This is a genomic window from Streptomyces sp. NPDC103540 (genome assembly GCF_055584445.1).
On sequence record NZ_JBVJMA010000001.1, the window covers coordinates 958,190 to 979,664 of the forward strand.

The 21,475-nt window shown below is 73.0% G+C and carries 20 protein-coding genes; 8 read left to right on the top strand and 12 right to left on the bottom strand.

What is annotated here, in order from left to right; translation table 11 throughout:
- Positions 1-85 precede the first annotated feature (85 nt).
- Together ACZ6ZI_RS04310 and ACZ6ZI_RS04315 are read right to left on the bottom strand one after the other, a co-directional pair.
- Complete coding sequence (locus ACZ6ZI_RS04310; protein WP_469515555.1) at positions 86-388, bottom strand: hypothetical protein; 303 nt, start codon at positions 386-388, stop codon at positions 86-88.
- 111 nt (positions 389-499) lie between these two features.
- Positions 500-2,851 carry an immune inhibitor A domain-containing protein gene (locus ACZ6ZI_RS04315; RefSeq protein WP_469515867.1) on the bottom strand — a complete coding sequence of 784 codons (2,352 nt, stop codon included), beginning with the start codon at positions 2,849-2,851 and terminating at the stop codon, positions 500-502.
- Between the two features lie 460 nt (positions 2,852-3,311).
- Between ACZ6ZI_RS04315 and ACZ6ZI_RS04320 the strand changes: the two genes are divergently transcribed.
- Entirely contained in the window at positions 3,312-3,629 is a 318-nt protein-coding gene (locus tag ACZ6ZI_RS04320; protein ID WP_469515558.1) for a hypothetical protein, read from the top strand.
- A 103-nt stretch (positions 3,630-3,732) separates the two neighbouring features.
- Here ACZ6ZI_RS04320 and ACZ6ZI_RS04325 read toward each other — a convergent pair whose 3' ends face one another.
- The gene (locus ACZ6ZI_RS04325) at positions 3,733-4,443 is read right to left on the bottom strand and encodes an RDD family protein (RefSeq protein WP_469515561.1); all 711 of its coding nucleotides are present in this window, start codon (positions 4,441-4,443) and stop codon (positions 3,733-3,735) included.
- Positions 4,444-4,519: 76 nt separating this feature from the next.
- The gene (locus tag ACZ6ZI_RS04330; RefSeq protein WP_469515563.1) at positions 4,520-5,992 is read right to left on the bottom strand and encodes an RDD family protein; all 1,473 of its coding nucleotides are present in this window, start codon (positions 5,990-5,992) and stop codon (positions 4,520-4,522) included.
- A gap of 300 nt (positions 5,993-6,292) precedes the next feature.
- On the opposite strand from ACZ6ZI_RS04330, the gene ACZ6ZI_RS04335 reads away from it, so the two are divergent.
- On the top strand, positions 6,293-6,772 hold the full coding sequence (locus ACZ6ZI_RS04335) for an SsgA family sporulation/cell division regulator (protein WP_363054508.1): 480 nt from the start codon (positions 6,293-6,295) through the stop codon (positions 6,770-6,772).
- 179 nt (positions 6,773-6,951) lie between these two features.
- Here ACZ6ZI_RS04335 and ACZ6ZI_RS04340 read toward each other — a convergent pair whose 3' ends face one another.
- Positions 6,952-8,286, bottom strand: a complete 1,335-nt coding sequence (locus tag ACZ6ZI_RS04340; protein ID WP_469515870.1) for an FAD-binding oxidoreductase — start codon at positions 8,284-8,286, stop codon at positions 6,952-6,954.
- A gap of 186 nt (positions 8,287-8,472) precedes the next feature.
- On the opposite strand from ACZ6ZI_RS04340, the gene ACZ6ZI_RS04345 reads away from it, so the two are divergent.
- On the top strand, positions 8,473-10,092 hold the full coding sequence (locus ACZ6ZI_RS04345) for a tetratricopeptide repeat protein (RefSeq protein ID WP_469515568.1): 1,620 nt from the start codon (positions 8,473-8,475) through the stop codon (positions 10,090-10,092).
- A gap of 138 nt (positions 10,093-10,230) precedes the next feature.
- Here the strand turns inward: ACZ6ZI_RS04345 and hppD are convergent, their stop codons facing one another.
- Positions 10,231-11,385, bottom strand: a complete 1,155-nt coding sequence (gene hppD / locus ACZ6ZI_RS04350; protein WP_469515570.1) for a 4-hydroxyphenylpyruvate dioxygenase — start codon at positions 11,383-11,385, stop codon at positions 10,231-10,233.
- Between the two features lie 140 nt (positions 11,386-11,525).
- Between hppD and ACZ6ZI_RS04355 the strand changes: the two genes are divergently transcribed.
- From ACZ6ZI_RS04355 to ACZ6ZI_RS04370, 4 genes are all read left to right on the top strand, one after another.
- Complete coding sequence (locus tag ACZ6ZI_RS04355) at positions 11,526-11,996, top strand: Lrp/AsnC family transcriptional regulator (protein WP_363054512.1); 471 nt, start codon at positions 11,526-11,528, stop codon at positions 11,994-11,996.
- A 68-nt stretch (positions 11,997-12,064) separates the two neighbouring features.
- The gene (locus ACZ6ZI_RS04360) at positions 12,065-12,751 is read left to right on the top strand and encodes an ArsR/SmtB family transcription factor (RefSeq protein ID WP_469515573.1); all 687 of its coding nucleotides are present in this window, start codon (positions 12,065-12,067) and stop codon (positions 12,749-12,751) included.
- A gap of 32 nt (positions 12,752-12,783) precedes the next feature.
- Entirely contained in the window at positions 12,784-13,020 is a 237-nt protein-coding gene (locus ACZ6ZI_RS04365; protein WP_469515576.1) for a hypothetical protein, read from the top strand.
- Complete coding sequence (locus tag ACZ6ZI_RS04370; RefSeq protein WP_469515579.1) at positions 13,017-14,369, top strand: MFS transporter; 1,353 nt, start codon at positions 13,017-13,019, stop codon at positions 14,367-14,369. The genes ACZ6ZI_RS04365 and ACZ6ZI_RS04370 overlap by 4 nt, the downstream gene beginning before the upstream one ends.
- Here ACZ6ZI_RS04370 and ACZ6ZI_RS04375 read toward each other — a convergent pair.
- Together ACZ6ZI_RS04375 and ACZ6ZI_RS04380 are read right to left on the bottom strand one after the other, a co-directional pair.
- Positions 14,299-15,096 carry a YlbL family protein gene (locus ACZ6ZI_RS04375; protein ID WP_363054513.1) on the bottom strand — a complete coding sequence of 266 codons (798 nt, stop codon included), beginning with the start codon at positions 15,094-15,096 and terminating at the stop codon, positions 14,299-14,301. The genes ACZ6ZI_RS04370 and ACZ6ZI_RS04375 overlap by 71 nt on opposite strands.
- Positions 15,097-15,132: 36 nt before the next feature.
- Entirely contained in the window at positions 15,133-15,774 is a 642-nt protein-coding gene (locus tag ACZ6ZI_RS04380) for an IclR family transcriptional regulator (protein ID WP_363054514.1), read from the bottom strand.
- 373 nt (positions 15,775-16,147) lie between these two features.
- On the opposite strand from ACZ6ZI_RS04380, the gene ACZ6ZI_RS04385 reads away from it, so the two are divergent.
- Positions 16,148-17,305, top strand: coding sequence for a hypothetical protein (locus tag ACZ6ZI_RS04385; protein WP_469515584.1), 1,158 nt, complete (start codon positions 16,148-16,150; stop codon positions 17,303-17,305).
- 85 nt (positions 17,306-17,390) lie between these two features.
- Here ACZ6ZI_RS04385 and ACZ6ZI_RS04390 read toward each other — a convergent pair whose 3' ends face one another.
- From ACZ6ZI_RS04390 to ACZ6ZI_RS04405, 4 genes are all read right to left on the bottom strand, one after another.
- On the bottom strand, positions 17,391-19,175 hold the full coding sequence (locus ACZ6ZI_RS04390) for a DEAD/DEAH box helicase (protein ID WP_363054517.1): 1,785 nt from the start codon (positions 19,173-19,175) through the stop codon (positions 17,391-17,393).
- Positions 19,176-19,292: 117 nt separating this feature from the next.
- The gene (locus ACZ6ZI_RS04395) at positions 19,293-19,691 is read right to left on the bottom strand and encodes a type II toxin-antitoxin system death-on-curing family toxin (RefSeq protein ID WP_469515588.1); all 399 of its coding nucleotides are present in this window, start codon (positions 19,689-19,691) and stop codon (positions 19,293-19,295) included.
- A complete protein-coding gene (locus tag ACZ6ZI_RS04400) occupies positions 19,688-19,888 on the bottom strand; it encodes a hypothetical protein (RefSeq protein WP_469515591.1) in 201 nt (66 codons plus the stop codon). The genes ACZ6ZI_RS04395 and ACZ6ZI_RS04400 overlap by 4 nt, the downstream gene beginning before the upstream one ends.
- A 40-nt stretch (positions 19,889-19,928) precedes the next feature.
- Positions 19,929-21,455 carry an MFS transporter gene (locus ACZ6ZI_RS04405; RefSeq protein WP_469515593.1) on the bottom strand — a complete coding sequence of 509 codons (1,527 nt, stop codon included), beginning with the start codon at positions 21,453-21,455 and terminating at the stop codon, positions 19,929-19,931.
- Positions 21,456-21,475 lie beyond the last annotated feature (20 nt).

Here is a 21,475-nt window from a genome sequence, read left to right on the forward strand (position 1 = left end):
CGCCCACAGCGGCGCCACGGGCGCCCCGCGCGCCGTCGCACGCCGCCAGGCGCCGCCGGGTGCCCTTCGGGGTCGCCGGGCGCCCCTACGTCCCCAGGAGGGCCCGGATGGGGTGCCAGAGCTCGCTCGCGCGGTCGGGGGCGGCCCGCCACAGGAGGCCGTCGGGGTGGTGCAGGACGGCGGTCACCTCGTCCGGCGTGGGCGGCTGGGCGTTGCCCCGCAGGTACACGGCCCGCATCCCGAGGTTCCGCAGCCTGGTCAGGGCGCGGGCCCGGTTCGCGGCGTGCACGAGCACGCGGACATTTCCGCCCTCACCGGACGGCCTCGGCAGCGTGAGCGCGACCACCACGCTGCCGCCCGGCAATCTGACGAAACCGCCACCTGGCATGATCTTCAGCTCCCCCGTCAATAAGAAAACTCGCACCCGCATCTAAACGCGATCGGCCGCCGCCCGCTAGAGGGCGACGGCCGATCACGCTTTGACCTGCGGTTTTGAGTACTACTTGACCGAAGGACCGACCTCGATCGTCATTTCGAGACCATCGTAGGTCTCCTTGGCGATCTTGATCTTGGTGTTGGTGTCAGTGACCTTCACCGAGCCGGTCGGGTTCTCCTCGTACCAGTACTTGCCCTTGTGGTCGTCGAAGACCAGCTGCGCCGGCTTCGGCTTCAGGAAGAGCGACTCACCGTTCTTGTGCAGGGTGAAGGCGTCCGTCGAGTACGCGCTGAAGGTGGCGTCGTACGGCTGGATCTTGTTGCGCAGCAGGGTGCCGTCCGACCACTTCATCGGCTTGGCGTTCGCGTCGATCGGCAGGATCAGACCCGAACCCGGGTGCTGGCTGGTGTTGTTGTCCTTCTGGGACCGGTCCCACAGCCAGATCAGCAGACCGTCCTGGTAGGGGTAGTGCTCGACCCAGCCCGGCTTGCTGTTGGCCCAACCGAAGTTGTACGGGCCGACCTTGAGGGTGCGGTCGTAGGAGACGTAGCGACGGTTCTCCGCGATGTAGTACTGCGGGTACTCGTTGGTGAAGCCGGCGCCGATCCGGGAGAAGCCCTTGCCGGTCCAGCCGTTGTCGCCGTTCTCGGCGCCGTCGGTGAAGACGGTGGCGCCGTCCGCGGTGATGGAGAGGGCGTCACCGGTGAAGCCCTTGCCGCCCGCGCCGCCGTCGGTCTGGTAGCGGAAGCGGAGGTCGACCTTCTTGCCCGCGTAGGCGTCGAGCGGGAAGTTCAGCGACTTCCAGGCGCCGGAGACACCGGTCAGCGACGGGCTGCCGGAGGCGTCGGCCGGGATGGCCTGGCCGTCGGCGGTGCCGGCGAGCGGGGTCCAGGTGGCGCCGCCGTCGGTGGACACCTCGGTGTAGAGGTAGTCGTAGTCGGCCTCGATGTCCCACCAGCCCTTGAGCGACAGGGCGGCGGACTTCTTGCCGGTCAGGTCGACCGTGCGGGTCAGGGTGTTCTTGAGGTCGTCACCCATGTTGCTCCACCACTGCGAGGAACCCTCGGCGGGGGCGACGATGTCGGTGGTGACCTTCTTCTTGGGCAGCTCGACGACCAGCGCCTGCTTGTCCTTGGTGTTGTACTCGGCGACGCCCAGCTTGTGGGTGGACTTCGTCGCGGCCTTGGCCTTGTCGTAGTTCAGCCAGCCCAGCTGGAGCTTGTCCCAGGCGGTCATGTCGCCCGGGAGGTCGCCTATGGAGTCCTTGCCCTCGCCGAGCCAGGAGCCCGCCGACATCAGGGACCAGAAGCCGACCGAGTTGTCGCCGCCACCGGAGGTGTCGTAGAGGTCCGGCAGACCGAGGTCGTGGCCGTACTCGTGCGCGAAGACGCCGAGGCCGCCGTTCTCCGGCTGCATCGTGTAGTCGCCGACCCAGATGCCGGTGTTGCCGATCTGGGTGCCGCCGGCCTTGTTGTTCGCCGGGCCGGTCTTGCCCGCGTCGGTGCCGTAGGCGTACCAACGGTGCGCCCACAGGGCCGAGGTGCCCTGCACGCCGCCGCCGGCCGACTCGTCCTCGCCCGCGTGGACGATCTGGAAGTGGTCGATGTAGCCGTCGGGCTCGTTGAAGTTGCCGTCGTTGTCGAAGTCGTTGCGGTCCCACTGGTCGTACTGCGCCAGCGTGGCCTTGATCTGCTCGTCGGTCTTGCCGGCCTTCTTCTGGGCCTCCGTCCACGCGGTGACGCCGTCGCGGACGGTGTCCCACACGTTGGAGCAGTTGGTCTGGCCGCAGTAGTTCGAGCCGTAACGACCCTCGTTGTACGGGACCTTGACCCAGTCGGAGACCTCGCCCTCGACCGAGTAGCGACCCGAGGAGGTCTTCTCGTAGTAGGTCTTCAGCGATTCCTTGCCGTTGCCGGTACCGAAGTACAGGTCCTGGAAGTACTGGCGGCTGAAGTCCTTGCGCCAGGCGGTGCTGTTGTTCTGCGCGCGGTCCGGCTGCGCGATCTGGTTGTGCAGCGGACCGGGGGTTCCCCCGTACTTCGGGACCTCCGGCTTGGGGCCGGGGCCGTCCGGGTCGAACATGGTCGTGTTGTCGACCTGGTCGCCGAACTCGACGAGGATCGTGAAGATCTTGTCCGTCTTCTCGCGGCCGAGCTCGACGTACTTCTTGTCGTCGAGCTTGACGACCTTCGAGGCGCCGCGCTGCTCGACGTTCTTCTTGCCCGAGAGCACCTGGTCGAGGGCGGCCTCGCGCTGCTGCGCCTGCTGCTTGCTGAACGGACCTTCGAGGTCGTGCTTGACCTTCTCCTTCGAGGGAGCGGTCGGGTCCTGCCGGTCGACGGCCGGGGCGCCACCCCAACTGCTGTCGGCCTGGGCCGTGGTGATGAAGGCTCCGGAAGCAGCCGTCGCGGCCATCGTCACGCCGACGGCCGCGGTGCGCAGGGCACGCCTTCTGGCGGAGTTGCTGGTCACTTGATGTCGTTCCCCTCCCGCGGCCGCAACGTAGGTCGGAACGTCTCCATAGGAGCGGGGGGTTCCGCGCGGCGCGCGTCTCAAGTGACGACATTTGACCGGAGAGTCTAAAGAAAAGACAGACCTTGACTTCTTCCTTACAACTGCACTATGCGGTCAGGGAGTTCCGCTATTCGGACGTTCCCTCGTCTTACGGTCCCATCCGGGGCGAACGGTCCACGATCCGGGACGGCCGTCGTCCGCCGGCGGGCGCGCGCGACCCCCGTGCGCCCCCCGTGCACCGGCACCGTGGGTGAGGTCACGCTTACCTCCGGTCCCCGCCGGGCATCGAATCCCTGAGGGTCACTCGACGCGCGCCCGTCGAGCCGGCTCCCCCTCGCCGCCTCCGAGGACGGAAAACGTCATGCCGCGTCCGACTGCCGCACAGCTCGCCTACGGCTCCGCCACCGTCATCGTGTCCACCATCGCCATGCTGCTGCTCTCGCAGACCAGCACGGGGATCGGGGTCGCGGTCATCTCGGCCGCCGCGCTCGCCCTCGGCCTGCTGGTGGCGCTCACGGTGCCCCTGCCGCGCCGCCGCGGCCGCCACGCCCGCGGCGCGGCCCGCCCGGACCGGGCCCCGACCACGGCCCCCGCGACGGATCCCGCGACGGGCGCCCCCGACGCGGCCCGGGTGCCGCAGCCGCGCACGGCGGGCACCGAACACCCCGTCCACCACTGATCCCGCGGCGCCGCGACCACCGCGCCGGCGCCCCACCGCGACAACGCGGCGGGCGGCCGACCCCCGGGGGGACGGCCGCCCGCGCGTCGCGGCGTACGGGGACTCAGGTGACCTTGACCACCACGGTCTTGGCCACCTTGTCGTGCAGGGCCTGCCGGTACGGCTTGTCGACGAGCATCGACACGATCAACGCGAGCGGCCACAGGCAGAAGCAGCACACCAGCGTCGGCACCCACAGGACGGCGGCCCGCCCGAGCGCCGGGTTGGAGGGGGGCACGCTGCCGTCGTTGAGCATCGCCACGCGCAGCCCCATGGCCCGCTTGCCGACGGTCTGGCCGCTCTTCTTGGTGAACCACCAGTCGTAGCCCACGTACGCGACGATCGAGATCAGCGTCCACAGCAGACCGGTACCGCCGTACGACTTGGTGATGACCTCGGTGACGTCCTCGCCCTTGTCGGTGTCGATCACGTATCGACTGCTGTTGAACGGCAGTTGGATCAGGTACAGGGGCACGCCGACGATCAGCACGTCGATGACGCGGGCGGCCAGCCGGCGGCCGAAGTCGGCCAGCGGCGGCATCCCGGCGAGCGGGTCCGGCATCCCGTAGCCACCCCCTCCGCCGCCGTACGGGGGCGGCGGAGGGGGATAGCCACCGCCCGGGGGCGGGGGCGGCGGAGGGGGGTAACCGCCGCCGGGGGGCGGGGGCGGCGAACCGTACGGCGAACCGCCCGACGGAGGCGTCGGTTCCTGGGGCTTCTTGAGGAACGGGTCGTCCTCGGGCTGCCGGCCCGGCGGCGGCTGGTCGGTGCTCATGGCCCGAGTCGAACCCGGGCCCGCGCACCGCGCAACGGGACGCGGTCCGTTCGGGGGACCGGCCCGTCCGGCCGGTTCAGCGGGACACGTAGGTACCGGCGGCGCGGTCGTGCCAGGCCCGCCGGCGCGGCCGGTCCAGCAGGCAGGCGAGGCTCCCGGGCAGGCCGAGGAGGGCGTACGTCGCCCAGCGCAGCAGGGACCGGCCGAAGCCGGGCGGGCGCAGGGTGGCGGCGGACAGGACCCGCACCCCGAACAGCTTCTTGCCCGGGGTGCGGCCCCAGCGGGCGGTGGGCAGGACCTCGTAGCAGACCGCGAAGAGCAGCAGGACGCCGAGCAGCAGGCCGAGGTGGCCGGCGGTGGTGGCGTCGAGCAGCCACACGGTGGTGGTCCGTCCGCTCCCCCGGGCGGCCTCCACCTTGGCCCGGACGTGCTCCGTCACGCGGGGTACGAGCGGCAGCGCGGTGGCGACGGCCACCCCGGCGAGGACCGCGCAGTCCACCGTCCGGGCCAGGAGGCGGCGGCCGAGCCCGGCGGGGCGCACGGCCCGCTCCGCCATCCGTTCGAAGACGGCCCGGGTGGCCTCGGGCCGTCGCTCGGGGGCGGGATCGGGGGCGGCCTCGGCGGGCTCGGGCGCGGGAGCGCCGGCGGCGGGGCGGGGACGGGCGGGGGCGGCCGAGGCCGCCGGGGCGGCGGGCTCGGGCGCGGGGCCGCGGACCGGTGACGGGGCCGGTGCGGGGTCGGGGGCCGGACGCGGGGCCGGCGCGGGGGTCCGGACCGGGGCCGGTGCGGCCGGCGGGGCCGGGGAGGGGGTCGCCGTGGCGGCGGGGGTGGCCTCCGGCCAGGCGGCGGTGAGGCCGGTGCGGCCGCCGCCGCCCCCGGGGGCGTCGGGCCAGGCGGGCGGCCGGGCGGACAGGATGCCGATGCTCTCGACCGGGGCCGGGGTGACGGGGGTGGGGGCGACGGCGGCGGGGGCCGCGACGGCCGGAGCGGGCGCGGCCGGAGCCGGCGCGGGCGGGAAGGGCGTGACCGGAGCCGGCGCGGGCGGGAAGGGCGCGGCCGGGGCGGCCGGGGCGGGGGCGGGGGCGGCCTGCGCCGGGAGGCGCCGCGCGGCCGCGTGGGCGGGCGGGGCGGCGGCGTGGGCACCCGCGGCGGCCGTCGCGGGGCGGGCCAGGGAGATCCCGCCGGGGCGCGCCTCGGCTTCCGCCGGACCGCCCCAGGACACCCGCGCGTCGCGGGGCCCGCCGAAGCCCATCTGGTGGACGGGGTCGACCTGCCAGCCCGCCGCCCCGGCCGCCGGCTCGGCCCGGTGCTCGCGGGCCCGCTCGCGCACCCGCTCCGGCCCGTACGCGGAGCCCGGGTCGGGCAGCGGCTCGGTCACGGAGGTCTGGTCCAGGAACACCGGCCCCGTCTCGTCCGCGGGCGCGGCGGGGCGGCTCGTACCCGGAACCCACGCGGCGCCGTTCCAGTACCGGACGTACCCGGGGATGGACGGATCGGGGTAGTAGCCCTCGCGGGCCGCGTGCTCGCCGTCACCAGGGGAGGCCGTCAATGTCCCCAACTCCGATCGTGGCTTGAGGCTTGTGCAGGGGAGGACCCAAGGGGAGGACCATAGCCAAGAACCCCCTCCCGACAGGTCCGGTAACGGGAGATTCCAAGCCTTCGGGCGAACCTCACCCCGCTGCGGTCGCCCTTCACCCCATCGGTCTGCTTTCGGTCAACCGAAAGATTTCGGCCAACCTCGATCCGTTGCCCGAAGTCGCGTCATTTCCGGGCGGGACGGCGCTCTCTTCGGGTGCGGGGCGCGATCCGACCCCGCGCACGGAACCGAACGCACCGAAGTGAGGCCGTCATGCACCACCCCGTCATCGAGCGCGAGCTGGAACTGAAGCTGGTCCTGTCCCCCGAGCGCAGCGTCCCCGTCCCCGCGAAACTGCTCTACCTCACCGACGACCCGTACGCCGTGCACGTCACCTTCCACACCGGCTCCAGCACCCCGGTGAACTGGACCTTCGCCCGCGAACTGCTCGTCGAGGGGGTGTTCCGCCCGTGCGGGCACGGAGACGTCCGGATCTGGCCCACGAAGATCGACAACCAGTCGGTCCTGTGCATGGCGCTCAGCTCCCCGGACGGGGACGCGCTGCTGGAGGCCCCGGCCGGCTCGGTGTCGGCCTGGCTGGAGCGCACCTTGCGCGTGGTGCCGCCCGGGACCGAGGCCGAGCGGCTCGGCCTGGACGCGGCCCTGGCCGAACTGCTCACCCCGACCCCGGCCGACGAGCTGTGGCTGCGCGACCCGTGGCCCTCGGACGAGTCCGCGGACGGCGACCTGTGATGGGCGACACCGAGATGAACCCGACGCCTCGCCGCCCTCACCCGGACCCGGCGCCCGCGCACCCGGCCGACACCGAACGCCCGACGGACCACCCGACGTCGGGCGACCCGGCCGGGCCGCCCCCTCCCCCGCCGACCCCGCCGACCCCGACCCCGCCGCCGCCGCCGCCGACGACCGACTCAGAAGAGCTTGCCCGGGTTCAACAGTCCGAGCGGGTCGAAGGCCCGCTTGACGGCGCGCTGCATCTCCATTCCCACCGGCCCGAGTTCGCGCGCCAGCCACTCCTTCTTCAGGACCCCGACCCCGTGTTCGCCGGTGATGGTCCCGCCGAGTTCCAGACCGAGGGCCATGATGGCGTCGAAGGACTCCCGGGCCCGCCGCGTCTCGTCCTCGTCCGCGGGGTCGAAGCAGACGACCGGGTGGGTGTTCCCGTCCCCCGCGTGCGCGCAGACGCCGATGAGGAGGTCGTACTCCCGCGCGATCGCGGCCGTCCCGTCCAGCATCTCGGCCAGCCGCGACCGGGGCACGCAGACGTCGTCGATCATCGTCGCGGGGCGCAGGGCCTCCAGCGCGGTCAGGGACATCCGGCGGGCCTGGAGCAGCAGTTCGGACTCCGCCTCGTCCTCGGCGGGTACGACGGCGGTGGCCCCGGCCGCCGCGCACAGCTCCCCGACGGCGGCGAGTTCGGCGGGCGCGTGCGGGGTGTCGAACGCGGCCAGCAGCAGGGCCTCCGTGCTCTCGGGCAACCCCATCTTCCCGAGGGCGTTGACGGCGCGGACGGTCGTACGGTCCATGAGCTCCAGCAGCGAGGGCGCCAGCCCCGCCTCCATGACGGCGCACACGGCCGCGCAGGCGGCGGCGACGGAGGGGAACTCGGCGGCCAGCGCGAGCTGCCGGGGCGGGGCGGGCTTCAGCGCCAGCACGGCGCCCACGACCACGCCGAGGCTGCCCTCGGACCCCACGAACAGCCGGGTGAGGTCATATCCGGCGACGCCCTTGGCGGTACGGCGCCCCGTGCGCAGCAGCCGTCCGTCGGCCAGCACCACGTCGAGGCCGAGCACGTACTCGGCGGTGACCCCGTACTTGACGCAGCACAGGCCGCCCGAGGCCGTGCCGATGTTGCCGCCGATCGTGCACTGCTCCCAGCTGGAGGGGTCGGGCGGGTAGTACAGGCCTCGTTCGGCGACGGCGCGCGACAGCACGGCGTTGACCACGCCCGGTTCGACGACGGCGATCCGGTCGACGGTGTCGATCTCCAGGATCCGGTCCATCTTCACGAGCGAGAGGACGACGCACCCGTCGGTGGCGTTGGCGGCCCCCGACAGGCCCGTACGGGCGCCCTGGGGGACGACGGGGACGCGTAGGGCGGTCGCGGTGCGCAGGACGTGTCGGACCTGCTCCACGGTGCGGGGCAGGACGACGGCGGCCGGGGTTCCGGCGGCGCAGAAGCCGGCCATGTCGCGGGCGTAGGAGGCGGTCACCGCGGGGTCGGTGAGGACCGCCTCCGCCGGCATGCCCGCGCGCAGTCGCGCGAGGAGTTCCCCGACGGGTGCGGGGAGGGTGGGGGGTGCTTCGTCCACGGGGGTGTCCACGGAGTCATCCATGGGGCCAGGGTGGCAGCCGGGGCCATCGGTGTGAACACGGCCGCCGGCGGGTTCGGACACCTCGGCGGTCTCTTCATATTGACGCACAGTGAGCGCATGGACGGATTCGACGAGCAAGCGCAGCAGCCCGCGCCGCCCGTGACCTTCACCGGCCGCAAGACGGTCGTGGCGGCCGCGGTGGCGGTGGTCCTGATCGCCGGGGCCCTGCTGATCCGCCCGGCCCGTACGGGCGACGACGCGCGCCCGCCGGGGCCGAGCGAACGGGCCGCGTCGGCGGTGGGGCTCGGCGCCCCGGCGGCGGCGGTGGACGTGACGGCGTTGGTGGCGGACCGGGAGAAGTGGGTCGCCGGGCATCCGGACGACGACGCCTCGTGGGCGGTCCTCGGATCGGCGTACCTGGAACAGGCGCGGCGTACGGCCGATTCGGGCTGGTACCCGAAGGCGGAGAAGGCGCTGAAGCGGTCGCTGGAGGTCCGGCCCGCCGAGAAGGGCAACTTCGACGCGATGACGGGCATGGGCGCGTTGGCCAACGCCCGTCGGGACTTCGGCACCGGGAAGAAGTGGGGCGAGCTGGTACGGGCGCAGGCGCCGCGGCGCTGGACGGCGTACCCGGTCCTCGTGGACGCGTACGCGGGTCTGGGCGACTACAAGGCCGCGCAGTCCACGATGGAGCGCCTGATGGAGCTCCGGCCGGGTCTGGCGGCCCATCTGAGGGCCGCGCAGGTCTACCGGGACCGGGGGTGGCGCGAGGACGCGGTGGTCTCCCTGGAGCACGCGGCGGGCGCGGCCCGCTCGCCGGCGGAGAAGGCGTACGTGTTGTTCCGGCTCGGGGAGCTGTCCTTCGAGCGCGGGGAGACCTCGGAGGCGCTGACCCAGTACGAGGCCGCGCTGCGCACGGACCCGGCGCAGGCCGAGGCCCTGGGCGGGCGGGCCCGCGCGCTGGCCGGGCTGGGGCGCGGCGGGGAGGCCGTACGGGACTACCGGCTGGCGCTGGGCCGGGCGGCGGAGCCGCGCCTGGCGCTGGAACTGGGTGAGCTGCTGGAGTCGCTCGGGCGGGAGGCGGAGGCCCGGGCCCCGTACGAGCGGCTGGCGGTGCTGGCGGCGCGGGGCGGGCGCGACGGGGTCGACGAGTCGGTGGTGCTCGGCCTGTACGAGGCGGACCACGGGGATCCGGGCGGGGCGGTGCGCCGCCTGTCGGCGGAGTGGACGCGGCACCGGAACGTGCAGGTGGCCGACGCCCTCGGGTGGGCGCTGCACAAGGCCGGGGACGACGCCTCGGCGTTGGAGTACGCGAAGAAGGCCACGGAGCAGGGGCTGCGGAGCGCGGAGTTCTCCTACCACCGGGCGGTGATCGAGCGGAGCCTCGGCGACGAGGCGGCGGCGCGGCGCCACCTCCAGGAGACGCTGCGGACCAATCCGCGCTTCTCGCCGGTGCGCGCGCCGCTCGCGAAGGCGGCCCTGGAGGCCGTCGGGCAGCCGCCGGCGGGCGGACCGGAGCACATGAGGCCGACCACGCCGTGGACCCCGCCGGAGATGCCCCGGGCGAACCCCCGACCGAAGCCGAAGCCGGCCCCGGAACCGAAGCCGGCCCCGGAACCGAAGCGGGAGCCGGAAGCGAAGCGGGAGCCGAAGCGGGAGCCGGCCGCGCAGCCCCCGAAGGACGGCGCGACGGCCACGGCGGGCACGGCGGGCGCGAAGCCCGCGGCGACGGGCTGAGCGCGGCCACGGCACGGGGCCGGCCGGGACCGGGGGCCGTCCCCTCCGGCGGTCCCCGGTCCCGGCCGGCGCCCCGTACGCGCGCACGCCGATGCCCCCGGCACCCGTCAGGGCTCCGGGGGCGTCCGCGCCGTGCGACTAGAGGTTGCCGCGCTTGTCCTGCTCGCGCTCGATCGCCTCGAACAGGGCCTTGAAGTTGCCCTTGCCGAAGCCCATCGACCCGTGGCGCTCGATGATCTCGAAGAAGACGGTCGGCTTGTCCTGGACCGGCTTGGTGAAGATCTGGAGCAGGTAGCCGTCCTCGTCGCGGTCGGCGAGGATCTTCAGCTCGCGCAGCTCGTCGATCGGGACGCGGGTGTCGCCGACCCACTCGCCGAGGGTGTCGTAGTAGGTGTCCGGCACGGACAGGAACTGCACGCCGGCGGCGCGCATGGTGCGCACGGTCGCGACGATGTCGTTCGAGGCGAGCGCGATGTGCTGCACGCCGGGTCCGTTGTAGAACTCCAGGTACTCGTCGATCTGCGACTTCTTCTTCGCGATCGCCGGTTCGTTGATCGGGAACTTCACCTTCTTGGTGCCGTCCGCGACGACCTTCGACATCAGCGCCGAGTACTCGGTCGCGATGTCGTCGCCGACGAACTCCTTCATGTTGGTGAAGCCCATGACCTTGTTGTAGAACGCGACCCACTCGTTCATGCGGCCGAGCTCGACGTTGCCCACGCAGTGGTCGATGGCCTGGAAGGTGCGCTTGGCGGGCGGCGCCACGATCGGGTCGACGGCCACGTAGCCCGGCAGGTAGGGGCCGTCGTAGTCGCCGCGCTCGACGAGGGTGTGGCGGGTCTGGCCGTAGGTGGCGATGGCCGCCAGGACGACGGTGCCGTTCTCGTCCTTGACCTCGTACGGCTCGTCCAGGCCGCGCGCGCCCTGCTCGACGGCGTAGGCGTACGCCGCGCGGACGTCCGGGACCTCGATCGCCAGGTCGATCACGCCGTCGCCGTGTTCGGCGACGTGCTCGGCGATGAAGCGGCCGTGGTCCGTCGTCGGCTTGATGACCGAGGTGAGGACGAAGCGCGCGGAGCCGTTCGTGAGGACGTAGCTGGCCGTCTCGCGGCTGCCGTTCTCCGGTCCGGAGTAGGCGACGAGCTTCATGCCGAAGGCCGTGGAGTAGTAGTGCGCGGCCTGCTTGGCGTTGCCCACGGCGAAGACGACCGCGTCCATGCCCTTCACCGGGAAGGGGTCGGCGTCACGCGCGGTCTGCGGGGTGGTTTCGAGGTTCGCCAGAGACTCAGTCATGAGCGCAGATTCCCGCCCTTCCACAAGCTGCGCAATAGTTTCCATTTCTGCTGTACAGAATGACCAGCACTGGCGCAGGATGACTGAGAGATCTGTGCAGTATGACCAGCCATTCCAAGGAAGGTACGGGTACCCCGCGCATGGGCATCGACGAACTCGACGGCCGGCTCATCGTCCTGTTGGCGCGCGAGCCCCGGATCGGGGTCCTGGAGGCCTCGCGCCGGCTCGGGGTGGCGCGCGGCACGGTGCAGGCCCGGCTGGACCGGCTCCAGTCGAACGGGGTGATCCGCGGCTTCGGCCCGCAGGTGGACCCGACGGCCCTGGGCTATCCGGTGACGGCCTTCGCCACCCTGGAGATCAAACAGGGGCAGGGGGCGGACGTACGGGCGCACCTCGACGGGGTGCCGGAGGTGCTGGAGCTGCACACCACGACCGGGCACGGGGACATGCTCTGCCGACTCGTGGCGCGGTCCAACGCGGACCTCCAGCGGGTGATCGACCGGGTGGTCGGCTTCGAGGGGATCGTGCGCGCCTCGACGGCGATCGTCATGGAGAACCCGGTACCCCTGCGGATCATCCCCCTGGTGGAACAGGCGGCCGGAGACCGCTGAATCGACGCAAAGACTTCTATGCAAAGAAACCCTTGCATAGAAGTCTTTGCAACTCGTACGGTGGGGGCATGCCCGAGAAGAGCGAGCCCACGGCGAACGCGCCCGAGCCCGAACGCGTCCCCGAGCCCGAACGCGAGCCGGACCGCGAGCCGGACCGCGAGCCCGCGGGAACGATCGGGGAGTCGGTCCACACCCTCGACGCCCGTTCCCTGCGCGGCCTGGCGCACCCCCTGCGCATGCGCCTGCTGTCGACCCTGCGCAAGGACGGACCGGCCACCGCCTCCCAACTGGCCGCTGCGCTCGGCGAGTCCAGCGGAGCCACCAGCTACCACCTGCGCCAACTCGCCGCGCACGGGTTCGTCGAGGACGCTCCCGAACACGGCAAGGGCCGCGAGCGCTGGTGGAGGTCCAGCCACGACGGCACCGTCCTCGACGAGACCCTCCTGCACGACGACAGTCCCGAGACCCGCGGCGCGGCGGCGGCCTTCCGGCACGAGGTCGCCACGATCCACACCCAGGAGCTGAGCACCTGGCTGGGCGACTCCCACTCCTGGTCCCGGGAGTGGCGCGCCACCTCCTCCGACATGAGCGACTTCACCCTGCGCCTGACGCCCGCGCAGAGCCGCGAGTTGATCCGGCGGATGCACGAGCTGGTCAACAGCTACCGGGACGCGCCGCGGTCCGAGGACACCGAGACCGTCCGCGTCCACACGCACGCCTTCCCCCGGAGGAGCAAGACGCCCCCCGGGGCCTGACCCGCGATCCCACCCGCAGAAGGAGTCCCGCCGTGCACGCCTTCCCGCACCCCGAGACGTACGCCGCCGCGCACGCCGCCCGCGCCGCCGAACTGGCCGCCGAGGCCGCCGCCCGGCACCTGGCCCGCACCGCCGCCCCCACACCGCCCCTCCCCTCCCCCGCCCTGACCGCCCTGCGCAACCGGGTCGGCGAGGCCCTGGTCCACGCCGGGATCAGGCTGATGCGCCCCGCGCACCTCCACGCCCGCCTCCAGGGCCGCGCCGCGTGAACGGACGGCCGTTCGCGGCGCTCCTCGCCGCCAACACCATCTCCATCACGGGAAGTTCGCTCACCCTCATCGGCGTCCCGTGGTTCGTGCTCCAGACCACCGGCAGCGCCGGCCGGGCCGGGGTGGTCGCCTTCTGCGCCACCCTCCCGGTCGTCGTGGCGGCCCTGGTCGGCGGGCCGGTCATCGACCGGATCGGCCGCCGCCGGGTCTCCGCCCTCTCCGACCTCGTCTGCGCCCTGTCGGTCGGCGCGATCCCGCTGCTGTACCACGCGGGCCTGTTGGAGTTCTGGATGCTGTGCGCGCTGATGGCGGTCGGCGGGCTCGTGCACACGCCCGGCCTCACCGCGCGCCACGTGCTGCTGCCGAGTCTCGCCGAGCACGCGGGTACCACGGTCGCGCGCGCCGCGAGCCTCTACGACGCCGCCTCGCGCGGGGCCCGGATGATCGGGGCGGCGGTGTCCGGCCTGCTGATCGCCGCCTTCGGCGCGGAAACGATCCTGTTCCTGGACGCGGTCACGTTCGCGCTCTCCGCGCTGCTGGTCGCCGCGTTCGTGCGCGGCGTACCGGCCGCCGAACCCCAACGCTTCCCGCGCGAGGTCTCGTTCGCCTCCTACCGGGCCGAACTCATGGAGGGTCTGCGGTTCCTGACGCGCTCCCGGCTGCTGCTCGGCATCACCGTGATGGTGATGGTGACCAACGGCCTCGACCAGGGCTGGTCAGCCGTCCTGCTCCCCGTGCACGGGGAGCGGGCCCTCGGCGGCGCCGGCGCCTTGGGCCTGATGGTGTCCCTCTTCGGCGGCTTCGCGCTGCTGGGGGCCCTGCTCTACGGAACGTGGGGCGAGCGCTTCCCCCGGCGGGCGGTGTTCACGGGAGCGTTCCTGCTCTGCGGCACCACCCGGTACGCGGTCGCCGCCTTCACCGACACCCCGCTGCCGTTGGCGGTCACCATGGCGCTGGCGGGTCTGGGCGCGGGCGTGCTCAATCCCATCCTGACCACGGTCGTGTACGAGCACGTCCCGGAGGAGATGCGCAGCCGGGTCGCCGGCGTGAGCACGGCGGGCAGCGAGCTGGCCATGCCGATGGGCGGACTCGCCGCCGGCCTCCTGGTCGACGGGGCGGGCCTGACGGCGGCGCTGCTCCTCTTCGGCGGCGTCTACCTGGTGACGACGCTGACCCCGCTGGTCTTCCCGTCCTGGCGCGGCCTGGACGGCGGTGCGCCGGTCCGGCGTCCTGCCGTCCCCGCGCCGCCCCCGGGGCCGACCCCGGCCCCGGCGCCCGTCAGCACGTCGGGACGGTGCCGCCGCGATTCAGCGCCCGCAGGGAGTTCACGGCGTCCGTCAGGGTCGTGACGGGGATCAGCCGCAGGCCCTCGGGCAGGTCGGTGCGGGCGTCGGAGCACTCGTCCATCGGCACGAGGAAGACGGTCGCCCCGTCGCGGTGCGCGGCCTGCGTCTTCAGCGCGACCCCGCCCACCGCGCCGACCCGGCCGTCGGCGGCGATGGTCCCCGTACCGGCGATGTTGCGCCCGCCCGTGAGGTCGCCGCCGCTGCCGTCGCCGTCGAGCTTGTCGATGATGCCGAGGGAGAAGAGGAGTCCTGCGCTGGGTCCGCCGACGTCGGCGAGGTTGAGCGCGACCTTGACGTCCTTCGGGTCCTTGCGGAGGTATCCGAGCGCGGCCTCGGCGGCGTCCGACTGGGACCTGGTCATCTCCTCCAGGTTGTGTTCCTCGATCTCCCGGTCGCTCCCGCCGGAGGGGTAGACGGCCTCCTTGGGCATGACCGCCCGGCTGCCGTCGAACCAGTGGTCGAGGAGTTGCGGCAGCCGCACCGTGGAGGACGGGCCGGTGGCCTGGATGGTCGTCATCCGCAGTTGGCCCTTCGTCTCCCGGGTGGGGGCGCCCGTGACGACGATGACGGGTTTGCCGTCCTTCGCCCCGAGCACGTCGGCCGTGAGTCCGGGCTGCGCGATCACGAAGGGCAGCGGTGCGAGGGCGGCGACGGCGAACAGGCCGAGCAGGGGCGCGGCGCAGACGGCCAGGGCGGCGGGACGCGGCAGACGTGTGAGGCGAGAGAGCACCCCGCCAATCTACCGACCCGCGCCGCCCGGCCCGCCTCAGCGCAGTGCGTCGGCGACCTCGCGCGCCGCGTCGACCACGCGCGGGCCGACGCGTTCGGGCACGGCGTCGGCCAGCATGACCACGCCGACGCTGCCCTCCAGGCCGGTGATCCCGACGAGCGGGGCGGCGGCGCCGCTGGCGCCCGCTTCGAGTTCCCCGTGGGTCAGCGTGTACCCGGGGTCGATGAGCGTGCCCTGGCGGGCGGCCAGGATGGCCCGGCCGGCCGCGCCGCGGTCCAGCGGGTGACGGAAGCCGGCCCGGTAGGCGACGTGGTAGTCGGTCCAGGTGGGCTCCACGACGGCGACGGCGAGCGCCTCGGAGCCGTCCACGAGGGTCAGGTGCGCGGTGGCGCCTATGTCCTCGGCGAGCGAGCGCAGCGCGGGCAGCGCGGCTTCGCGCACCAGCGGGTGGACCTGTCGGCCCAGCCGCAGCACGCCGAGGCCGACCCGGGCCCGGCCGCCGAGGTCGCGGCGGACCAGGGCGTGCTGTTCCAGGGTGGCGAGCAACCGGTAGACGACGGTGCGGTTCACACCGAGACGGTTGGACAGCTCGGTGACGGTCAGACCGTGGTCGGTGTCGGCGAGCAGCTTGAGGACTCTGAGTCCTCGGTCGAGAGTCTGGGAGGTCTCCGCGGTCACGACGCCTCTCCCTCTGTGTATGTGGGCGGCGGTGACTCTCGCGAGGCGGAGCGCTGCCGGTCCCTCGGCGACGCACGGAGAGGCCGCCGGTAGCGGCCATGGCACCGGCTGCGCTCCCGCGGCGGCGCTGCCACGGGGCGTTCGATGCGGGGACAGTAGCGAGCGGGTCCGCTCAGCGGAAGGCCTCGTCCAGAATCCGGGCGCCAACTGCCGGTTTGTGCGCGTTTCCGCGCGCGCATGTGTCAATTCGTAATCTCCCCGGGCCGAAAATCGCTTTACACGCCCATTACTCTGATCGTGTTCAAAAAGACGTTGGGGGTGGGCGGAAGGCGGCTACAGCCGCCCGAAGCACACGTAGGGGAAAGAAGTACGAGTGAAGCTGAAGCGCATGGCCGTCGTCGCCGCCGCCGCCGTGGTGGGCCCGACGGTCCTCATGGCCACGCCCGCGATGGCGGACGAGGTACAGAACCCGGCGGTCACGACCCCGGACGCGGCTCCGAAGGAGGACGCCGCCCCGGCCGCCGAGGCGCCCGCGAAGGCCGAGACGCCCGCGAAGGCCGAGACCCCGGCGAAGGTCGAGACGCCCGCCGAGACGCCCGCCGAGCAGGCCCCGGCCGAGAAGCCGGCCGCCGAGGAACCGACCAAGGTGGAGACCCCGGGCGTGCAGACGCCGGTCGTCACCCCGCCCCTGGTGCCCCCGGTCTTCCCGGCGCCGGTCCCGGCCCCGAGCCCGGAGAAGGCCGCCTCGGACGCCAAGATCGCCGAGGAGGCCCTCGACGGCGCGGAGTGGGAGGCCAACGGCCCGAAGCTCACCCTCAAGGACGTCCCGTCCTCCTTCACGGCCGGCACCGGCTGGAAGGAGTTCACCCTGGTCGTGGACAACTCCGACGGCGAGGACCTGGAGGACTACAGCCTCGGTCTGAACCTGCTGACCCGCACGACCGAGTTCAAGTCGGGCCACATCTCCCTGGAGGTGTACCTGCCCGACGAGAACGGCAAGTGGGGCTGGTACCCGGTCGAGGCGGAGGGCGAGCAGGACGCCTTCGCGCTGGACTTCGGCCGCGGCTCCATCGAGAAGGGCGACAAGTTCGACCTCAAGCTGCGCCTGAAGTTCGCCAAGGACGCCCCCGGCACCGAGTTCGCGCTCGCCGCGGTCGGCTGGAGCAACGTCCAGGGCGAGGAGATCTTCTCCGACACCAACTTCGCCCGCGCCGTGCTGAAGAAGGCCGGCAGCGGCGGCAACAACGGCGGTGGCAACACCGGCGGCAACACCGGTAACAACGGCAACACCGGTGGCGGCAACAACAACACCAAGCCCAACGGCGGCGGCACCACCACGCCGATCGTCGACAACAACGGCGGTGGCACCACCGGCACGGGCACCGGTACCGGTACCCACACCGGCGGGGAGCTCGCCGAGACCGGTTCCGACGCCGCCACCACCTGGGCGCTCGGCGCCGGCGGTGTGGCCCTGGCCATGGGCGCCGCCCTGGTCGCCGGCACCGGCCGTCGTCGCCGCGTCACCTCCTGACCCACGCGGGACGAGAACGGGGTCCGCGCGCACCGCGCACGGACCCCGTTCCCTCCCGGCCTCGCCCACGGACGGGCCGGCGGACTCACCGCATCCGGGTGGCCCACTCCTGCACCTTCTTGATCCGCTCCTTGAGCTGGCCCGCCGTCGCCTCCGCGCTCGGCGGGCCGCCGCACACCCGGCGCAGCTCGGTGTGGATCACCCCGTGCGGCTTGCCGCTCTGGTGGACGTACGCGCCCACCATCGTGTTCAGCGACTTGCGCAGCTCCAGCAGCTCCTTGTGCGACACCACGGGCCGCCGCTCGGCCGGCAGCTCCAGCAGGTCCGCCTGCTCGTCCGGCCTGCGCCGGCTGTGCGCGATCTGCCGCGACTGCCGCTTCTGGAGCAGCATCTGCACCTGGTCCGGCTCCAGCAGCCCGGGGATGCCGAGGTAGTCCTGCTCCTCCTCGCTGCCCGGGTGCGCCTGCATGCCGAACTCGGCGCCGTCGTAGAGGACCCGGTCGAAGACGGCGTCGGACTCCAGCGCCTCGAAGGACATCTGCTCGTCCTCGCCGGTGTCCTCGTCCTCCTGCCGGTTCGCCTCGTCCATCTCCTTCTCGGACTCGGCGTAGGGGTCCTCCTCGCCCTTCTTCTTCGGCTTGTCGAGGACGTGGTCGCGCTCGACCTCCATCTCGTTCGCGAAGCCGAGGAGGTAGGGGATTGTGGGAAGGAACACGGACGCGGTCTCACCGCGCCTGCGCGATCGCACGAAGCGGCCGACGGCCTGCGCGAAGAACAGCGGGGTCGAGATCGTCGTCGCGTACACGCCCACCGCGAGGCGGGGCACGTCGACGCCCTCGGACACCATGCGGACCGCGACCATCCAGCGGTCGTTGTTCGCGCTGAAGGTGTCGATGTTCTTCGAGGCCCCGGTGTCGTCGGACAGGACGACGGTCGCCTTCGTGCCGGTGATCTCGCGGATCAGCTTGGCGTACGCGCGCGCCGCGTCCTGATCGGCGGCGATGACGAGCCCGCCCGCGTCGGGGATGCCCTTCCTGACCTCCGTGAGCCGCTGGTCGGCCGCGCGCAGCACGTTCGGCATCCAGTCGCCGCGCGGGTCGAGCGCGGTGCGCCAGGCCTGCGAGATGGCGTCCTTGGTCATCGGCTCGCCGAGACGGGCCGCGATCTCGTCGCCCGCCTTGGTGCGCCAGCGCATGTTGCCGCTGTAGGACAGGAAGATCACGGGCCGCACGACGCCGTCGCCGAGCGCGTTCCCGTAGCCGTAGGTGTAGTCGGCGGAGGACCGGCGGATCCCGTCGTTGCCCTCCTCGTACGTGACGAAGGGGATCGGGTTGGTGTCGGACCGGAAGGGGGTGCCGGTCAGGGCCAGGCGCCGGGTGGCCGGGTCGAAGGCCTCCAGGCAGGCCTCGCCCCAGGACTTCGAGTCACCGGCGTGGTGAATCTCGTCGAGGATCACCAGGGTCTTGCGCTGCTCGCACCGGTTGCGGTGCAGCATCGGGCGGACGCCGACACCCGCGTAGGTGACGGCGACCCCGTGATAGTCCTTGCTCAGCGGCCCGGCGGAGTACTCCGGATCGAGCCGGATGCCTATGCGGGCGGCGGCTTCCGCCCACTGCTTCTTCAGGTGTTCGGTCGGCGCGACGACGGTCACCTGCTGGACCACGTGGTGGTGCAGCAGCCAGGACGCGAGGGTCAGCGCGAAGGTGGTCTTGCCGGCACCGGGGGTCGCGACCGCGAGGAAATCCCGCGGCTGCGTCTCGATGTACCGGTTGAGGGCACCCTCCTGCCAGGCACGCAGCTTGCTGGCGGTGCCCCACGGCGCACGGCCGGGGAAGGCGGGTGAGAGGTGGTGGGAGGCGGTAGTAGTCACGGTCTCCGGTTCGTGCTCTCGGTGGCGGTCGTACGTAGGACAACCGGGCCACCTTACCGGCCCGGGCCCGCCCCCCGGCGAGGGACAGGCCCGTGACCTCGGCACGTGCGGCGAGCGTCACATGGAACCCAACCTCCGGGCGATCAAGGCAACATCGCCCTCGCGACCGGCCGCCACGTCGATGACCAGCGCGTACGCGGCCTCCTGGTCCACCTCGCCGAGATCCACTCCGTTCACGGCCAGGAAGGTGGCGGCGGCGAGCCAGGCGGTGCGCTTGTTGCCGTCGACGAGGGGGTGGTTCGTGGCGATGGCGTGGAGCAGCGCGGCCGCCTGTTCGTAGAGGTCCGCGTAGGCCGGCGTCCCGTACATCCGGGCCCTCGGCCGGTGCACCGCCGACTCCAGCAGACCGGGCGCGCGCAGCTCGACGCTCTGGTCCAGGGCCAGGCAGGCGTGCCGGGCCAGGTCGAGGACCTCGGCGAGGGTGAGGTGGCGCACCGGGGCCGTGGCGCGGCTCACCGGCCGAGCCTCTCCAGGAGCGGGGCGTGCCGCAGCGCGAGCCGGGCCGCCTCGGCGGCCACCCGCTCGCGCTCGGCGCGCAGCAGGGCGCGCACGGCGTCCGCGGCGAGTTCCCGCGGGGTGCGGCCGGTGGCGTCGGCGAGGTCGGCGAGCCGGGAGAGCTCGTCCTCGGTGAGCGGGAGGGCGAAGGAGGTCATGGCCGGACCCCAGGCGAGGTCGACGACGTTCTCCTCCCCTTTACGCGGGCCCCGGACCCGCGCCCCGCGGCCGCGCCGCCCCGGCGGGGACCGGGTCCAGACGGCCCGCGATCCAGGCACCGGCCAGGGCGACGGCGGACATCGGGAGGAACACGGCCAGGAAGGCCGCCGGGTGCGAGGCCCCGGCGCCGCCCTCGGCCAGGGAGTGCCCGGCGCCGACGGCCGCCCCGCCGAGCGCGGCGAAGGCGGCCCCGACGCCGGCGAGCAGCACCACGTTGGCCAGCGCGTCGGAGATCTGGAGCGCGGCGGAGTTCGTGCCCGCCGCCTCGGGCGGGGACAGCTTCAGCAGCAGCACGCTGGTCGAGCCGATGACCAGGCCCATGCCGAGGCAGCCCACCGCCCAGGCCGGCGCCAGGACCCACACCGGGACCGACTCGATCAGCACCGCCGGCGCCGCCGCGATGGCGAAGGCCACCATCACCATGCCGGCGACCATCAGCCGCTCCCGGTGGGGCGCCATCCGCCCCTGGGACTGCACCCAGGAACCGAGCGCCCAGGTCACCCCGCCGAGCGCGAGCGAGAAGCCGGCCAGCGTCGGGCTCATGCCGCGCTGGGTGACCAGCATCAGCGGTACGAAGCTCTCCGCGCCGATGAACGACCCCGCCGCCACCCCGCGCAGCAGCACCACCGACGGAAGCCCGCGCCGGGCCAGGTAGGTGCCGCGCGGCAGCAGACCCCGGACGGCGGGCACGAGCAGGGCCGCTCCGGCAAGAGCGGGCAGCAGGGACAGCCACCGCAGGTCCTGGGCGGCGTACTGGAGCAGCCCGGCGCCGGCGGAGATCCCGAGGGCGAGCCGGATGCGACGGCCGTCGAGGGCGGCGGCCGGGGCGTTCGGATCGACGGGGCCGGAGGCGGTCCGGCGTATCGCGGGCAGCGCCACGCACAGCGGCACGACGACCAGCGCCGGGATCCCGAGGAACACCCACCGCCAGCCGAGGTGCTCGGTGACCGTTCCGGCGGCGAGCGGTCCGACGATCGAGGGCACCACCCAGCTCGCGGCGAAGGCCGCCATGATCGCGGGGCGCAGCCGTTCCTCGTAGGCGCGGCTGACCACCACGTACAGGGCGACGATCACCAGGCCGCCGCCGAGGCCCTGCACCGCCCGGCCGAGGACGAAGACCCCCATCACCCCGGCGGTCCCGGAGCACACCAGTCCGGCGGCGAAGGCGGCGATCCCGACGGTGAGCGGGCGCAGCGGGCCCTGCCGGTCGGCCCACTGGCCGGACAGGACCATGCCGAAGAGGCTGGTCGTGTAGTAGGCGGAGAACCCGAAGGCGTACAGGCCGACCCCGTCGAGCTCGCGGGCCGCGACGGGCATGGCGGTGCCGACGGCGGTGGCCTCGAAGGCGATGAGGAAGACGACGGAGACGATCCCGATGCTGAGCGCCCGGTACGCCGCACCCAGGATCCCGCTCCCGCTCGGGCCGCCGGCGGCGACCGAAGGGGCGGGGAGGGGCTTCTCGGGGGTCTCGGGCCCGCTCGGCACGCGGGGTTCAAGGGCGCTCATCGCCCCAGCGTAAGGTGCGT

Coding starts and splice junctions, on each gene's coding strand:
- ACZ6ZI_RS04310 (WP_469515555.1), bottom strand. CDS start 388: ATGCCAGGTGGCGGTTTCGTCAGATTGCCGGGCGGCAGCGTGGTGGTC.
- ACZ6ZI_RS04315 (WP_469515867.1), bottom strand. CDS start 2,851: ATGGCCGCGACGGCTGCTTCCGGAGCCTTCATCACCACGGCCCAGGCC.
- ACZ6ZI_RS04320 (WP_469515558.1), top strand. CDS start 3,312: ATGCCGCGTCCGACTGCCGCACAGCTCGCCTACGGCTCCGCCACCGTC.
- ACZ6ZI_RS04325 (WP_469515561.1), bottom strand. CDS start 4,443: ATGAGCACCGACCAGCCGCCGCCGGGCCGGCAGCCCGAGGACGACCCG.
- ACZ6ZI_RS04335 (WP_363054508.1), top strand. CDS start 6,293: ATGCACCACCCCGTCATCGAGCGCGAGCTGGAACTGAAGCTGGTCCTG.
- ACZ6ZI_RS04340 (WP_469515870.1), bottom strand. CDS start 8,286: ATGCCGGCGGAGGCGGTCCTCACCGACCCCGCGGTGACCGCCTCCTAC.
- ACZ6ZI_RS04345 (WP_469515568.1), top strand. CDS start 8,473: ATGGACGGATTCGACGAGCAAGCGCAGCAGCCCGCGCCGCCCGTGACC.
- hppD (WP_469515570.1), bottom strand. CDS start 11,385: ATGACTGAGTCTCTGGCGAACCTCGAAACCACCCCGCAGACCGCGCGT.
- ACZ6ZI_RS04355 (WP_363054512.1), top strand. CDS start 11,526: ATGGGCATCGACGAACTCGACGGCCGGCTCATCGTCCTGTTGGCGCGC.
- ACZ6ZI_RS04360 (WP_469515573.1), top strand. CDS start 12,065: ATGCCCGAGAAGAGCGAGCCCACGGCGAACGCGCCCGAGCCCGAACGC.
- ACZ6ZI_RS04400 (WP_469515591.1), bottom strand. CDS start 19,888: ATGACCTCCTTCGCCCTCCCGCTCACCGAGGACGAGCTCTCCCGGCTC.
- ACZ6ZI_RS04405 (WP_469515593.1), bottom strand. CDS start 21,455: ATGAGCGCCCTTGAACCCCGCGTGCCGAGCGGGCCCGAGACCCCCGAG.